This is a genomic window from Nostocoides jenkinsii Ben 74, from assembly GCF_001046875.1.
Classification (GTDB): Bacteria; Actinomycetota; Actinomycetes; order Actinomycetales; family Dermatophilaceae; genus Nostocoides_A; species Nostocoides_A jenkinsii.
Window position 1 is genome coordinate 1,098,263 of sequence record NZ_HF571038.1, and the last position, 16,054, is coordinate 1,114,316.

Consider the following 16,054-nt stretch of genomic DNA (forward strand, 5'->3'; position numbering starts at 1 on the left):
GGCAGGGTCATAGCGTCCAAGCAACAGCCTCCACTGGATCGGGGCTGAAGGCTGGGAGGCTGGACCGGTGGCAGGCACGAGACGGCAGTTGACGATCAAGGACCGGGCGGAGATTTCGGCTGGGTTGAAGGCGGGCTGGAGCCCGGCGCGGATCGCGCGTGACCTGGGCCGGGATCGGTCAGTGATCACCCGGGAGATTGCCCGGAACTCCACCAAGACGTGTGGGTATCGGGTGGTCAGCGCCGACGTGCGGGCCCAACGGCGCCGCGCCCGTCCGCAGCCGCGCAAGGTGGCCGCCGATCCGCTGCTGGGTCAGCGGGTGTTGGCCGATCTGCGGCAGTCTCGCACGCCCCGTCAGATCGCCGGCCGGTTGAAGTTGGAGGCCGAGGACGCCACCGTGGAGGTCATGAAGGGTTCCCTACCGGCCGGTGGCCTGCTGGCTTCGCACGAGGCGATCTACCAGTTCATTTACGCCATGCCCCGCGCCGAGCTGGTCCGCCACGGGGTCTTCCTGCGCTCCAAGCGCACCCAGCGAAAGCCCCGCTCATCGAGCAGGCGCGGGGCCCCGATCGTGGGGATGCGTCCCATCACCGCCCGGGAGAACGAACACCCCGGCAGCGCCGAGCGGAGGGTACCCGGGCACTGGGAAGGCGACCTGATCATCGGCAAGAACGGCGCCAGCGCTGCAGCCACCATGGTCGAGCGGATGTCCCGGTACACCGTGATCGTGGCCCTGCATCACGGCAAGTCCAGCGACGACCTGGCCGAGGTCCTGATCGAGCACGTCAACGCCCTACCCGAAATGATGCGCGCCTCGCTGACTTGGGATCAAGGCAGCGAGATGGCCCGCCACGCCGCGCTGACCGTCGCCACCGACCTGCCGGTGTACTTCGCCGATCCACACAGCCCCTGGCAGCGTCCCAGCAACGAGAACACCAACGGCCTGATCCGTGAGTACATCCCCAAGGGCGAGAACATCCCCGCCCATCAGCCCTACCTGAACTCCATCGCCGAAGAACTCAACGAACGCCCCCGAGCCGTCCTGGGCTACCTCACCCCCCGCGAATCCTTCGAACGACTCCTCCTCGGCCAACCCCACGTTGCTACGACGCCTTGACACCGCCGTCACCTCGCGCGGGCTTCGCGGCCTGCACACGCCTAACTAGGCAGCCCGGGCCCGCTCTGCTGGAGAGAGTGTGATCTGAGTTCTGAAACTCGGAGGGTCCAGTCGGTGTCTTACGCTCGCCAAGCGATTCGTACCTGCCGAACGCTTGAGCGGGCAGCCACTGGCGACGAGTCGATGCAGCCACCAGCTATTGGCGAGTTGTGACGCGCACGCGTGCGGGTTTGGCAGGACGTAGAAACTTCTTCGGTGAGCCCGGAGCGAGAACTTCGTGCCGAACCGCGGAAGTTGGGACCCCAAGCTGGCGACATGCCGCTGCGATGGCTTCCGTGACCGTCTCTCCCTCCGCTGTGACAACTCTCGGTGCCGGACCCGTCGAGGGCTGCGGTGCAACGGGAGGGGTTGGCGCGCTGCGTGTCGCGGGTGCCCGGGGAGGAGTTGTGGCCGCAGTGCGAGAGCCGACAGACGGCTGAACGGAGGCGGATGGAGTTTGCCGGAGCGAGAGCTGCACCTTCTTGCGTTGATCATCGAATCCGACCACGACCGCTGTGACGCATTGCCCCCTTGTGAGCGCCTCTGAGGGCTTCCCCACACGGGCAGTTGAAATCTGTGAAACGTGGATGCTTCCGTCGACACCATCGGCGAGACGCACGTACGCGAAGTAGTCGTTGAATCCCGTCACCTCTGCGGAGATGGTTACGCCGATCGGCGTCCTTGCCTTGAATGCTGGATAGGGCTGGGGCAGCAGGGCCTTGATCGAGAGCTCGATCTGCCGACGCTCGTCGTTGAACCGGATAATCTTTGCTCGGATGCTGTCCCCTGGACCGTACCTCGACGATGCGTCATCGACACGCGAATGATCGAGTTGGCTGGCGTGTAGAACACCGAGAGCACCGCACGCGTGAAGGACGTTGACATGAGTCCTAGACACCCGCGCCACAGTAAAGTCCGTTGCGTCGCCGACTGAGTGTTGACGTTTGAAGTTCTCGTATGGTTCGGGAAGCAGAACTTTCACAGAGAGTTCGAGTTGTCGTTTTGCGTCGTTGAACCTGACGAGGCGAGCATTGAGGGTCGAACCCGACGCGTACAGCGTTGTCGCGTCGTCAACTCGCTCCCACCGAAGATTGCTGACATGGACGACGCCATCGAGGGCTCCGACCTTCACATTGACGTGCGTGGGAGAAACTCGATCGACTTGGGCGGTTACCGTCTCGCCAAGACCGTGATCGCGCTTGTACTCGTCATATGGATGCGGGAGAAGACGCCTACGCGAAAGATTCACGCGGCGCGAAGCGTCATCGAAGCCCATCACCTCGACATCGATCGTGGTGCCAACTGGAGCGAAGTCGGATGCGCTTTCCAAGCGAGCGTGGTCGAGTTCTGAGATGTGAATCGACCCGTCCACATCATTTCCAAGATCGATGAAGACAACTTGGTCGATAGCTCCGTCTACCTTTCCACTCACGCGCGTTCCTGGCCGGCAGCGGTCCTTGAATGCCTCGAAGGGGTCGGGTATGAGCGCTTTGGTGGACAACCGGGGTCGAGTTGGCGGGACGGAAATATCCAGTACGACTCCACGTAGCGAATCGCCAGGAGCAACGATTTGATCTGGATGTTTGACTCTGTTGCCCCACGACAGTTCGGTCAGGGGGATGAATCCTTCGATGCCGTTATCGAGATCGACCACTACTCCGGTGTTGGTGATAGACCTCACCACGCACTCGACCACGCTGTGAACGGGATGCGCCGCGGAAAACGCCGCAAGTTGAGCTTCCCGCTGTTCGGCGGGGGTTGCCTCTTCGATGTGCACAGTCGCAGGCACCTCAAACGGTTCGCGGTGCTTGCCAGGAATGAATGGAGTTCGGTCGCTGACGCGCAAGTGGTGAGTGCGAGCCCAGAACGCCCAGACTTCATTGGGCCAGTCGGGCTCGTTGCTAAGATCGACAAGCGCCGCTGCGGCTGACCGAGAGAGGGGCTTCTCGGTTTTGGCTTGCACCTCCGTACCCGGTGGCGCTATGTCGCCTTCGTCGCCGGCCGCCTCACTGCCTTCCCGCTTGGACCTGCGCTGAGGCATCTCGCCCTTGTCAGGAAGGCCGTCGATCGTGATCTGGCCCGCTTGTTGAGCCTCGATGCTCCGGAGATCTTCGACGCTGAGGCCGCTGACATCGAGACTGGCCCGGTCGCTTTGTAGCTTGACCAGTATTGGGTCGCCGGAGGCGAGTTGGGGCTCTGCAACTTGGGGTTCGACGGCGGGTGCGCCCGTGTCACCGGCAGCCTCTGTGCTTGGGCTCTCGTCACCCCGAACCTTGATACTAAAGTCGAACCTGTGGACGACGCCGAGGTCGCTGTCCTGGTGAAGTAGGCGTGCAGTCACATAGCCGTTGGCGTTCGCGGGGGCGTCCACGACGGCGGCATGAACCCGCTCGCGGCGCTGGTTGCGCCCTCGCTGCTGGAGTACTTCGTTGCTTGCCCCGCGACCGTCTTGCGCCTTCGACCAGTGCTGGTGCAGCAACTCCAGGAGGGTAATCGTCAACGTTCCCTCGGCGCGTGCGGGAACCACTGTTGCCTTTACGACTGACCCGGCCTTCAAGCCTTCCAAGAGGCCGATCTGGCCGCGATCGAGGCTAACGGCGATTTCTCGCCGACGGACCTGCTCGTTGGCGTATCGACTGCGCGCCTCGGCGAGGATGAATCGCCCTTTGCCGTCCACTCTGTCGAAGGCTCGCAACGCGCCACCGTGGTGTCTGAGCAGTTGGCCAACCTGGACATCAATGGGGGAACCCGCCTTCAGATCGGGGTGCTGGCCAGCGTTGCTGAGTTTGCCCCGGCGCCAGTCGGGTCGAAGCTTCACCACGAACCCGTGTTCGTCGTGTCCATAGCCGGTTACCTCGAACCAACCATTAGAGTCGACCGAATCCGACTCAATCTCGACACGTGGTGTTGAGACGTCGGTGACGATCGATGCTTGGTGCCGCCACTGGGCCAGGAGATCTTCTCTCCTGCCTGGCTCGCTCGGACTTCCGGGCCGCTCGCAGTCCTCGGGGCGGTCGTCCCGGCATGGAAAGCATTGACCGCAAGCTTGCAACAGCCCGCTATCCTGGTCAGCTACAAGGAGCTCAACTCGTTCACTGCCCTCGTCGTCATAGCCGCGGCGTTGGTCGAGGCGGAACTCTGTCGCAAGGTCCTCTGTCGAGCCGAAGTCCTCTTCCTGACGTGCGCGCCGGCGGGAGCGCGCAGCTCGACCAAGTCTCGTCTCGTCGCCCCGCTCCTCCCGTGACCACGGTCGAGGGAAAGGCGCAATTGGTGCTGAGAGCGTTCTGGTCGTAACCACCCCGTCAGCGTTTGACAATTCGAGTTCGACTCGCTGGCCAACTGGCCAAGCCGCGATGTATCGCAGGGCTTCGTTCTTGGCCGCATCGGCCTTTGCGTATTTAGATGCGGACACCAGCATCTGCATGGCGTCAACGGCGCTCGACGGCTGGCTCGCTTCCGGGTTTGTCATCGCCCATTCCTGTGCAACCACAAGGGATGAGATTCGGTTATCGAGTTTCGATTCCCGACGCCTTAGGGCAACAACCTGTTCTGACTGAGGCTTGATCAACGAGTCTTCTTCGAGCGCGAACGGGCGGGCCTTTGGCATTGGGGTACGTGACGTACCCGAACCATCGCTGGCATGCAGGGTCGGATCAGCCGATTCGGCAGCATCACCGGACAGCTTCTGTGATGTGGACGGCAGAGGGCTCGCTGGCGCATAGTCGTTCTCTGCGCGGCGAACGAAGAGGTTTGCCGCCATCGCGCGGGTCAGAACCCCGCGAGTGCGGTCGATGAGGGCCGGTTCGACGAAGCGCTTCACTTCTTCTTTCATGGCTGGGGCTAGAGCAGCAAGCACCTCCTGCCGCTTCTGGGCCGCTTCCAAGAGCACAGAGTGATTTACCCACCACTGGCGTGCCCAGTCTTGCCGTTTGGGGGAGTCTTCCCACGGTGCACGATCTGGGTCGGACCACTCCCAAGCCGCGGTGGTCAGCAGTACCAGTTCCGCGTCGTCGGCGCAGAGGGTCGCCAGTCCGCGATGGCGTTCCGCTGCCTCCAGCCGCCAGTCGTCCGGCCAATCAAAGTCGTCCATCAGAAGGCCACGCGGTCCGATAAGTCGCGTGTCCTCCAGTAACGCAATGGCAGTTGCAACCTCGGGAACACACGCCAGCCGATCGGCGTACATGATTGCCAGCGCGCTCGCCGTCGAGCCGAGGCCTTGGAACCGCACGAGTTCCTTACCGAACGATGTCGGGTGACCGTCGCTGTCGACGGCACCGCCCGACCGGAGCGCGCGGTCTGCCCGGCGGAGTTCCTTTACGAAGATGTCGCGCGCTTCCTGGGCCTTTTCGTCGAGTTCCACCGTCGTCGGCTGAAACGCGGCCGGCCAGTCGAAACTGAGTACGTCGTCGATGCCGCCCATCTTTGCGGTGATGACGAGGGCTTCGAGGTTGTCTCGCGTCGACCCGGGCGGAGTGTCTTCGGCGAGGTCGAGGAACTGAGCCTTTGTATACAGGGGGAACACCCATCCGGGCGCCTTGCGTCCAACTCGGCCCCACCGCTGCTTGATTCCCGCCTGGCTGTGTGGCTTTGTTGGGATGCTGCCTTTGGCTAACTCTGGGTCCCATTCGGATTGAGCGATGATCCCGCTGTCAACGACGAACCGGACGCCTTCAACCGTCAAGGACGTTTCGGCCAGGTTCGTTGAGATGACAATCTTGCGCGGATCCCCCATCCTGCGCTTCGCAAGGGCTCGCCTCTGTCGATCCTTCGGCAGGCTTGAGATCAACGGAAACACCTGGTCCTTGTAGATGCGTCCCAGTGCCCGCTCGATCTCCTCACAAACAGGTTCTATGGTCCGTTTAGTCGGGAGGAAACCAAGAATGTCACCGAAGATTCCCGCCTCGTCAAGGCCGCGAGCAAGCCTGATGACGAACTTGGCCATCTCGCCTGGCATCCGCTCCTGCCATTCCTCAGCAGGGATCTTGCCGTCGAACCGCAGACCAGAGACTAGACGCGTCGTCTCCCAAACGTCCTCCACTAAACCGTCGTCTGCCTTGTCGGCGACGTCGTCCGGGAAGGAGAGAGCCTCGGCGAACTGCGACTTCCAATGGGTCTTCACGAAAGCCGATTCGTCGCGCGGCAACTGAGCGACCAAAGGCAGAGCCGGGTCCGACCATCGCTCAAGTACCTCATCTTCGCCGTCCTCCGGAGCATCCAGGTTAGGGAAGAATGGCATTCCGTATCCGAATGTTTTTTCGGGGGGAACGTCCATGACGTTGGCGTTGGCCTGTCCGCCGAAGTACTCAAGATAGAAATCGGTGTTGAACGTTGCTGACGTAACGATCACGCGGAGATGTGGGTATCGAGGAAGTTCACGCTTCAAGTAGCCCATGATGAAGTCGATGTTGGTGCTGCGCTCGTGGGCTTCGTCAACGATCACCGTGCCGATACGGCTCAGTCGGCCCTCTCGGAGCCAGTTGATCATTGTTCCGTCGGTGACGTAGATGAGCTCGCACGCTTCGTCGTGGTTTCGATCGCCGGACACTTGGTAGCCAACGGGGTAGCCAGGGCCAACTCCGCCCGCGCCAGACATCACGCCTCCGACGAACGAAGCAACTCCTACCGCAGCTTGCACGCGAGGCTCCGTGACGATGATCGGACCGAGATCCGTTAGCTTTGCGAATGGCGAGCCAGGCGGCACCTCGGTTAGCGTCGCGGGCGGGGGGTCCATGAGCCTATAAGGCGCGAATGTCGACTTCCCGGTCCCGGTTCCCGCCTTCAAAATGAGGACCTGTTTCTCCCGGAGCTTCGCGACCATCTCGACGACATGTTCATCGGTCATACCGACTCTGACCTCTTCGAGGTCGTAGCTCGTCCCGGGAACTTCTTCGTGTGAGGTGGGAAGCGGTCCGAGCCCCCCGAGGGGTCCTGTTGGGTTCTCGCGGTCCGCAACCTCCCCAACGGTCTTCAAGTCGATGTACGCGACGGCCAAGCCCTGGATGTTGACTCGATGTGTTGCGCGGTGTTCCTTGCAGCGGTCTGAGCGCGACCCACCGCGCTCTACGAGGTTGCGCGCCCAGTTCTCGTTGTAGGTTGCCTTCTCCAGGCGAGACTGAAGTTTGGATCTCAGTTTCTTGAGCTGGGCCTTACTCCCGCCGCGGCGCTCCAAGCCCGCGAGGTCATCTTGGAGGCCCTCGACTTCGCGCTGGCAGTCCTTGCAGGTAAACGCTCGCATGTGCGAGGCCGACAGTCCACGCTTCGCCGTTCCAGTCTCGCCTACGCCGTCCACGGTGTCCCCTTTCGGAAGGTACTGCTCTCCGTTACGACCGTGGCTTGGCTTCGATCCGAGTCGCAGATGTGACGGCTTGCGCTCCTTGCTGGTGCTCGATTCCGGGCATTGCGGCCCCCGAGCCCGGACCGCTGCCCAAGGCCACCAGTTCCGCGACCATCGGTTGGATTCGCTTTCGGCTTCCGGGGTGCTACGTAGTACATGGGCTGCACCGACACCGAGCCCGGAAACATCAGCAAGTGGCTGGTGAGCGCGCGGTAGAAGCCGACGATGGCGGTCTCAAGACCGGTCTGGTACATGTGCAGACGAACGTGGCTCTCATTCCGGCACAACTCCTCAAGTTGCCGCAGGCTCAATTCGTACACGAGGTCGTCCGTCATAGCAGCGGGCCGAGGTCGAGAAATCTCAGCATTGCGGAGCCAAGCGCCGTGTACGACGGCATCCATCTCGGTGTGCCTAATCGACAACAGTGTGAACCGAAGCTCTAGAGAAGCCAGTGAAAGGTCGGCGCGCATTGGCAGTGCGCGAAGCGGGAACGGATGGGTTGCCTTAGATCCGTCTCGATACTGAACTGGAGCGTCGACTCGGGGCATCCCCGGCTCTGTGGCGACGAACTCCCGAAGAATCTCGGTGACAACCGCGTTGTTGATACCACTCGGCGAGATCGGCACTCGTCGCTTTGCGTCGGGGTTGAGAGCCTCGGCAATCTGGGCACGGAATCGCGCCTCGACGGCTCGACCGCCAAATATGCCTTCGTCCGCCTCCCATGTGTCAGCGGGAGGTTCGGCGGCCCCGCGAAATAGGGTGTCGGTGGTCCCGTGCGCGTGAGGTGCGACCACCAAGACCGGTATCAGCCCCGACTGCGCGAGTGTGTTGGCCGCGGCGAGAATGTCCTTGGGCAGCCCGGATGACCAGTTGTTGGAATCTTGACCGAACAGGATCGTCGGTCCACCTTCCGGGAGAGCGACAGCGATGCGATTGACGCCGGATTGCCTCAGTGCAGCTTGTTCCAAGCGCGTGGCGAGTTGTTCAAATCGGGCAATGTCGAGACGGTCGCCTGGCTCAGCTTTGGCTGCTCGACCAGCTGCGGAGTGGATATCCTCGACGAGCCCCTTCGTTGACAGGTCAGCGGGCAAACCGATTACCCATGCGGTCTCGGTACTCATCCTCGGGAGATCCTTGACTTTAGGAGTCGGTCCTCAATGGACTTGTCGATGTCAGCGAGTCGATCAGGGCACCTCAGTACATGAACGGGCGAGGGCATGGCAGATGGCGTCGGAGCATCGGCTGGGACGAGCACTGCCTTGTTCCCGGGAACGTCGGCGGCGACAATCTCGCTGAGCACATCGGCGTCAATAGTGCTGCGGGGAAAGACCGTCAGAATGTCAGCGGCCGGCGTCCCGAAGGTCCACGGGATAGGGTCGGCTGGATCGAGTCCGGTAAACGTAATTGCGGCAACGTCTGGGTGGGCATCCCAGGCGATGCCCTTGGTCCGATCTTCGACAACTCGCACGACTTCACTTCCACCGTTTGCGTTGTCTGTGGCGTTCAGCCGGCGAAACAGCATGCCGACGGTGACTGCGCCCCGGCAGATCTCGGACTCGGCCTGCCTGGCGAATCGGTCAGTCCAGTCGGCCCCGCCGCTGAGGATTGACGGCGCTCGCCCGGTGGTAGCAAGCAGATAGTCCATCTCGATCTCGCGCCAAACCTGGGACAGGAGCAGGAAGCAGATCCGTTCGGGAGCAATGCCGCGGTTCTCAATGGCGTCATGGACACGGGTTCTCAAGGCGTCGGGCATGGGAGTGATTGCCAGGAACAGGTCGCGGGCTTCCCGTGGACTGATGGCCGCGTGGTCCTCGGCGCCGACGACGACGCCAACCGTTCGGCCGAATCGCCGAAGGCTTGCGGGTACCGCCATCTCCGGGTGCCCGGGGAAATCAAGGGGATTGCCCTTGTGGACGATCCGTGCCTTGCGGTCGAATCGAATCTCCATCGTTCCTCCGCTTTGGAATGCATCACAGAGCGTCAGGGCGGCAAGGGCTCGGTTCGCTTCATGAGTCGCGACGTGGGGCACTTCGCATGTCTGCCAAGCCGGGGCGGAGAGTCCGTCGAAACTGGAGTCGTGGGCGATCGCTCCCAACGCGACGATCACGTTCTGACAAGCAATCCGGACGGGCCGGACGACGAAGTCGCGTGGGCGCCTCTCCTTGTCGAGATGGCTACGCTCGTACGCCGGACCTATTTGGTCGAGGACGCGACGGAGGCCCGCCTGTCTAGAGCCGAGTTCCTGTTCGAGTGACGAGATGTAGAGAAGAGGATCAATGTCCAGCATGCCTAGTTGATGCTCAGCGGGCACCTCCGAGAGGTGTAGGCGGTAGACGTGGCCTTCGTGAGTTCCAGGGATATCTGTGTTGAGAGCGACCACGGCGATGCTGCCCTCATCTACCAGGCAGAGCGGCAGGAGTGAACCGCCCCATTCAGGTGGGATCAGATGGAGGGCTTCGCTCAAGGTGTGAGTTGTCCCGAAGCCGTCGGGCGCAAGGAGTAGCTCGCGTACCGGTTGTTTCCACTCAATCGCATAGACACGGGGAAGCTGCTCGATGGCTTGGGGCTTGGAGAGGGGCTCACTCATCTGGGTTACCGCAGCGAGCCAAGAACTTCGGCCAAGGCCCTCTCGGCGTCGCGAACCTGGTTGCCATCGGGGGACTTGAGTTCGATTTGCGTTGAGTGCTTTGTCGTCCCGTCCTGGCGATCAGTGATGTGCATTGTGACGTCCCCGTTGGCCTGGTGAATCACGTGGACGTGCAGGGCCGGCTCGTGGGTCTGTTGGCCGTCCGGCCCGATGAAGTAGTCGACGACCCCGGTTCGTGTGTTTACCCGCGATTGGAACCCTTGACGCGGCGGCTGATTGCCAATCCTTACCTCAGGAAGGCGTCTGGCTGTGGAGGGGAGTTGGACCTGAGGCTTCGACAGTGCAGACGCAGCGGACTTCGCTGGCGCGGGCGGCGACGAGAGGTAGTCGCGACTGACGTGGTTGTTACCGCAGGCCATGTGTCCCTTCTACCACTAGTTGGAGTGTCGGACTCCTCAAGTTTGCCAGACGTCGCGGCTGCACAGAAATGAACTGTCGCTGGACTCAGCTGCTGGTCGTCCCTCCTGATTCCCGTCAGGAGGGACGATCCGCCGCGGGCGGTTCGATCCTTCCCGCATCCACGAAGCAGCCGACCTCTACCTCAGCGGGTTGACGCTGGTAGAGGTCGGCATGAAGGTCGGGGCGGGGCCTCAGGCTGTCCAGCGAGCGCTCGCTTCGCACGGTGTCGTGATCCGTCCTGGCGGGCGCCGTGGTTCGCGCATCACAGCATCCGCTGCCGGTTGAGCCTAGAGACGAACGGCTGGCTCACGCAGTCTCGCCTCGACGCGCCAGTCGTGGCGCTGGTGACGACGGATCGCGGACTCGCGCAGGCGCGCACGGATGAGCAGAACGATGCTCGCGGGTCCCATGAGGATGAACTTGAGTGCGTTCCAGCATGCCCACAGCACGATGAGGTGGAGCCAGCCGGGGCCGCCATCAGCGGCGACACCAGAGCAGATGCTGGCGATCAGGATGTACGGAAGCGCGATCAGCATCGCGGGTATCCCCCACTTGAGTCCGCGACGGGTGCGGATGGCAGTGAGCAGCCGGTTGCTCGGCATGTAGCGGTGCAGGTAGTCGCGGATGTGAACGCTGAGCGTCCAGTTAAGGCGGAACATGACGGGCCTCTCGTCACACGTGTTACTCCGTCGAGGAGGCAGAACGTGTGTGAGTGCCCGAAGGCCGTCCCGGAGGACCCGCAATATGAGGAGAACCTGCCTCACCATCCACTGTACGCCGGGGTCGGCAGTCATGGAACCCTCGGGCTGCCGCGTTGCCGCACGCACCTCTCTGTAGGAGTGAGAGGACCCGACGATGACGAACCTGAGCCACGTAGTCCAGGATGAGCGCGCAGCACGGATGGTGCTGTCGATGATCGTCGAACCAGACGACGCCGTGACAGGCCGTCTCCTGGGCGACCTGGGAGCGCTTGAGGTGCTTCGACTCGCCGAGCGTGATGACGCCGTGACAGGCCTCAGCACCGTTGAAGCTCAGGTCTGGCGCGCCCAGTTCGAGCGCTCAGACGCTCAGACACTTGAGCAGAGCATCGTCGCAGCCGAGCGCGCCGGTATCGGCACGCTGATCCCCGGCGACAAGGAGTGGCCCTCTGCGCTCGACGATCTTGGTGACCGGCGACCATACGTCCTGTGGACTCGCGGCACGACATCGTTCCTCGCGCGACCGCTCAGTGATCTCGTCACGATCACCGGCGCGAGGGCCGCAACCTCATACGGCGAGCATGTGGCGGCGGAGCTGGCATCCGACCTCGCCAACACTGAGCGGATAGTCGTGGCCGGCGGCGCGTACGGCATCGAAGGAGCGGCCCATCGAGCGGCCCTTGCATCCGGCGGCGACACGATCGCGGTCATGGCGAACGGTGTTGATCGCCCCTACCCGATGGGTCACCGTGAACTGCTTGAGCGGGTGGCCGACCTCGGCCTCATGGTCAGCGAGGTTCCACCGGGCGCAGTGCCGACGCGCCACCGTCTCATTGCTCGGGCGCGGCTGATGGCAGCGCTCTCCACAGCGACTGTCGTTGTCGAGGCCGGAGCTCGCTCAGGATCAATGAAGATGGCGGAGCGAGCCCAAGAGTTGGGGCGGATTGTTGGCGCGGTACCCGGTCCGGTGACCAGCGCAACAAGCGCAGGGCCGCACCGCCTGCTGCGCGACAAGGACTGCGCCGTCATCACCGATGCTGCTGACCTCTACCGCGCGTTGGAGACCCGCGACGTCGAGCGCGGGAGTTCTGCATCACTGTTGATGCCTGAACGCACAGTCAGCAGCGCTTGGGAAATGCGGCTGCTGTAGGCCGCGCTGTCTCAGACCGCGCTACGGGCGGATGCGATCACGGGCACGCTCGCGCGCGCGGAGTCGCAGTCTGTCGCGAACTTCATCGTGGATCGTATTTGATGTCTGTTCGGCAGTCTCTGCCGACACGACCAGCGCATATCGGATGGTGTTACCGGCACGGAGTCGTTGGGCATCGTCCATGCACTCGACGTGGATAGGGAAGGCATCGCCATCTACGAAAGACATCGAGCGGGTGCCCTGCACGATCTCGTGTTGAAGGCTGCCTCGTCGCACGGCGTTGTGCTCTGCATCGGTTCGGTCTCCACCCGCCAGGGTTGTGTCTGGCGTGCTGAAGTAGACCTTGGCGCTGCGGTACCGAGTGAGCTGGCCGACCGTTGGAGCCATGAATGCCAGCGTGATGGTGAAGCGGTGCCATTCCGCTTTCGCTCGGAGTGAGGGAGGCAGTGGGAAGCCGTAAGTATGGCGCTCGTTCCGTGCGATTTGACCGCCGGCAACGAGGACGGCTCGGTTGGATGCGGCTTCGCCGAGTCTGCTGAGGTCGAGGCGACCGTAGCCGAGCAGAGCCGTCAGCTGCCGCCGAGCGTCCTGGCCATTGAGACCAAGATCGTTGCGCAGGCTGTTCTCCCAGGCGCCCCAGCTGCTTGCATGGGCAAGGAGGGCACGCACGAGCAACGGGTGGTATTGCGGATCAGGAAGCGGTGCGTCTTCGGGATCGCGGTTGTCGGACTCAAGGAGGTCAAACAGCCTGCTGGCTTCACGCGTGACGAGCGCGGTCGCGTTACTGGTGCCGTTCGTGAACACCGTGCTGTTGGTAGCACCGCCTCGTCCCGGAGCGGCCACCTGCAAGCCGGGTCCCGTCGCGACGGTATGAGCCAGGCCGACGGCAACGTCAGTCTGACCGGGCAGGACGATGGGGCGCGTGTAGAGGGCGCGACCTCCGGAGTGATGAAGATCCGGCTTGACCGACCGATCGACACCGGGCCCAACAGACCCATAGTGTGCGGGAGCGTCCGGGTGGGTGATGTCCCATACCGTGTCCGGAACCTCGATCTCACCGAGGCCGTCTGAGTGCGTGGCGCCGACGGTGAGGGCGTTCAGGGCGTCGCCAGGCGGAAGGATGCCGCGCAGCAGCGCCGTCTCGAAGCCGGCCCGCATTGCAGCCAGGCGAGCGGCCTCGGTGTCGTGCGCGGCAGCGGCGGGGATCGTGAACTCGTCGGTGTGGTTGCCCGCGCTGACGACGAACAGCAGATTGTACGAGTGGGCGAGCCAGTCCAGCAGGCGCCCGACGGGGCTCATTCGGCGCGTGAGTGCTCGCGTCTGCGCGCCAATGGACAGGTTCACAACACGGACGCTGGGCGCTGCGGCAGGTTGGTTCCCCTCGCCTTTCACAATCCGTCTGATTGCGCGGTGAAGGACGTCGGTGAGCAGACGATTTGGGACTACCTGCTCGTGCCCAGGAATGAACTCGTGGGGCTGCAGGATCGGTCGTACGTAGAGCGGACGATCAAGCGGTGGACCGCCATCAGTGAGGTCGCCGTGAATGATGAGTGACGCCATGGCGGTTCCGTGGTGGCGCGCCGCGACGGGGTAGTTCTCACCGATCTCATCGGGGTCATCGATCGAGAGCCGACCTTGGAGCGCGTCGTGGTTGGTGAACGGCAGCCCGTCGAGCAGCGCGATCCGAGGCTTGCCTTCGATTCTGTCGCTGCGAGCAAGTTGGGTTTGAGCAACTGGCTCAAGCGTCCCTGGCGCAACGCTCATCGGGGTGAAGGGGCTGACGAACATGACGTCGTCAGTCGTGAGGAGCCGAATGGCCGAAGCTCCGTTGGTCAACACGGACTGGACCTGCTGGATCGGGAGTTCAGCCAGGAGCGCGTGGTACTCGATCTCTCCGATCTGCGAGCGATCCAAGACTCGACCGGCGCTGGAAGTGATGACTTCCTCGACGTGCGCCTCGGCAGCCGCACGCTGGGCGGCATCACGCCTGTGCCAGAGTTCGACTTCGACGAGGACGGTGCTGACCGACTGACCGACCATGCTGAGAGTCTCTTCCCAGCGCTCTCGTAGACCAGTCTCACGGATGCGATCCTCAGCGCCCCACCGACGTATCGCTGTCAGTTGCTGGAAGGCCGTCTTGAACTTGCCGAGCCCGTGCTCGAACGACGCGGACGGGTCGGCCTGCCATTGAGCGAAGAGGCGGAGTAGTTCGTCGATCGCTTTGGTGTTGGACATGACCAGGTACAGCGAGTGCGTGACGCGCTTGTCTGTCCGTCCAGCTTCACGCTCCGTCATGTGGAAATCGTCGTCTGGGTCAGATTGATCCCCGAGAAGCTCAGACAGAAACTCCAGGCCATCGATCCGGTTGATTGCGTTGCGGAAGTCCTTGATGCTTCCCGCCAGATCAAACACGACCACGAGTGCGGGGTCGATCTCCTCTGGGGTGTCTGCGCTCAGACGGGCACGTTCGGCTTCGAAAGCTGCGGCCAAGTCCCTGAACTGAGGAGTCAGTCGTTCACCTTGTCGCCCGGCGCCCGGCTTTGCCAGGCGTGGAAGATCACGCGGCGTCTGAGTAGGCCGCGCCACAACCTCCGCTGGTCCGAACGCGAGGAGCGGTTTACGCTCAACCGTCACCCTGCCGCCTGACCTCGGCGGTGTTCAAGCCGTTCTTGCACGATCCGGCGGATGTTGTCATCCGGGAGTTCCAGCACTGCACGGCGGCGCACATCAAGTGCGAACTCTTCCAACTCGGCGAAACTCGCCCCGGCCAACTTGTCGGCGAGCGTCCGAGGAGCGAAACCGAGGTCGCCTCCGAGTCGTTCAGCAAGACGTTCGAGGAATCGCGTCGCCTGTGCGCGGCTAGGAGCTCCCAGCTCCGTCCGAATCTGGAACCGTCTCCATGCCGCCCGATCCAGCAGCTCGCCGTGGTTGGTTGCGCCAATGAAGATTACGTGGGGTGGCAGTCTGTCGATCTGGAGCAGCAGTGTCGAAACCACCCGCTTGATCTCGCCGGTCTCGTGCTCGTCCGCTCGCTCCTTGGCGATGGTGTCCAGTTCGTCGAAGAACAGCACGCAACGGCGAGTCCGCGCGAACTCAAACGCGTTGTCAAGCCGTGCGGCCGTTTCCCCGAGGAAGCTCGACATCACACCTTCGTAGCGGATCACGTAGAAGGGAAGCATCAGCTCTGCCGCGATCGCTTCCGCCACGCTCGTCTTACCGTTTCCAGGCGGACCGGACAGCAGAAGGCGGTTGCGCGGCTCAATACCGTAACTACGCAGGAGCTCCGCGCGCTTCTGCTCCTCGATCAGTTCGGTAACGACGCGCTGCGGGACCGGCGCAAGTTCCAGTTCATGCAGCCGACGGTTCGGTACGACCTCATGCACGAGATCGCGGATCGCCGCTGCTCGGTCGTCACGGACGGGTCCCTGCCCCGTCGTTGTGATGAGTTGCGAGAGCCGATCAGCGAGAAGATGATGCTGGTTGGCGCGCTCTTCGGCGATGACGGACTCAACCAACACCTTGAAGCGTTCCCGATCACCGCGGCGTTCGGCCTCGACGAGGTCTAGGAGTAGATCAGCGCGCGCCATCGTCCCGCCTCCTTCAGCCGTGTGTCGTCATGTGGTTCAAGTCTACTGGCGTGTGGCTCCGAGGCTACTTGGCCGCGCCGACA

General features: G+C 62.9%; 8 protein-coding genes. 2 read left to right on the forward strand and 6 right to left on the reverse strand.

The genetic code is table 11. From position 1 onward, the window contains the following. Positions 1–67 precede the first annotated feature (67 nt). Positions 68–1,117, forward strand: a complete 1,050-nt coding sequence (locus tag BN13_RS05140) for an IS30 family transposase (protein WP_235433932.1) — start codon at positions 68–70, stop codon at positions 1,115–1,117. Positions 1,118–1,313: 196 nt separating this feature from the next. Here BN13_RS05140 and BN13_RS05145 read toward each other — a convergent pair whose 3' ends face one another. From BN13_RS05145 to BN13_RS05160, 4 genes are all read right to left on the reverse strand, one after another. Further along, entirely contained in the window at positions 1,314–7,445 is a 6,132-nt protein-coding gene (locus BN13_RS05145) for a S1 RNA-binding domain-containing protein (RefSeq protein WP_048544980.1), read from the reverse strand. After that, positions 7,433–8,611 carry a hypothetical protein gene (locus tag BN13_RS05150; RefSeq protein ID WP_048544981.1) on the reverse strand — a complete coding sequence of 393 codons (1,179 nt, stop codon included), beginning with the start codon at positions 8,609–8,611 and terminating at the stop codon, positions 7,433–7,435. Before BN13_RS05150 ends, BN13_RS05145 begins: the two co-directional genes overlap by 13 nt. Then, a complete protein-coding gene (locus tag BN13_RS19160) occupies positions 8,608–10,077 on the reverse strand; it encodes a hypothetical protein (protein WP_157038448.1) in 1,470 nt (489 codons plus the stop codon). The genes BN13_RS05150 and BN13_RS19160 overlap by 4 nt, the downstream gene beginning before the upstream one ends. Positions 10,078–10,823: 746 nt before the next feature. After that, on the reverse strand, positions 10,824–11,195 hold the full coding sequence (locus BN13_RS05160) for a hypothetical protein (RefSeq protein ID WP_048544986.1): 372 nt from the start codon (positions 11,193–11,195) through the stop codon (positions 10,824–10,826). A 196-nt stretch (positions 11,196–11,391) separates the two neighbouring features. On the opposite strand from BN13_RS05160, the gene BN13_RS05165 reads away from it, so the two are divergent. Next, complete coding sequence (locus tag BN13_RS05165; protein WP_084733576.1) at positions 11,392–12,384, forward strand: DNA-processing protein DprA; 993 nt, start codon at positions 11,392–11,394, stop codon at positions 12,382–12,384. A gap of 21 nt (positions 12,385–12,405) precedes the next feature. On the opposite strand, the gene BN13_RS05170 is transcribed toward BN13_RS05165, so the two are convergent. Together BN13_RS05170 and BN13_RS05175 are read right to left on the reverse strand one after the other, a co-directional pair. After that, entirely contained in the window at positions 12,406–14,874 is a 2,469-nt protein-coding gene (locus tag BN13_RS05170; RefSeq protein ID WP_235433945.1) for a S8 family peptidase, read from the reverse strand. A 140-nt stretch (positions 14,875–15,014) separates the two neighbouring features. Continuing rightward, complete coding sequence (locus BN13_RS05175) at positions 15,015–15,971, reverse strand: AAA family ATPase (protein ID WP_009481393.1); 957 nt, start codon at positions 15,969–15,971, stop codon at positions 15,015–15,017. Positions 15,972–16,054 lie beyond the last annotated feature (83 nt).

What these genes read in the sequence shown, in the direction of transcription:
- BN13_RS05165 (WP_084733576.1), top strand. Translation starts at nt 11,392, where the DNA reads ATGACGAACCTGAGCCACGTAGTCCAGGATGAGCGCGCAGCACGGATG.
- BN13_RS19160 (WP_157038448.1), bottom strand. Translation starts at nt 10,077, where the DNA reads ATGAGTGAGCCCCTCTCCAAGCCCCAAGCCATCGAGCAGCTTCCCCGT.
- BN13_RS05150 (WP_048544981.1), bottom strand. Translation starts at nt 8,611, where the DNA reads ATGAGTACCGAGACCGCATGGGTAATCGGTTTGCCCGCTGACCTGTCA.
- BN13_RS05160 (WP_048544986.1), bottom strand. Translation starts at nt 11,195, where the DNA reads ATGTTCCGCCTTAACTGGACGCTCAGCGTTCACATCCGCGACTACCTG.
- BN13_RS05175 (WP_009481393.1), bottom strand. Translation starts at nt 15,971, where the DNA reads ATGGCGCGCGCTGATCTACTCCTAGACCTCGTCGAGGCCGAACGCCGC.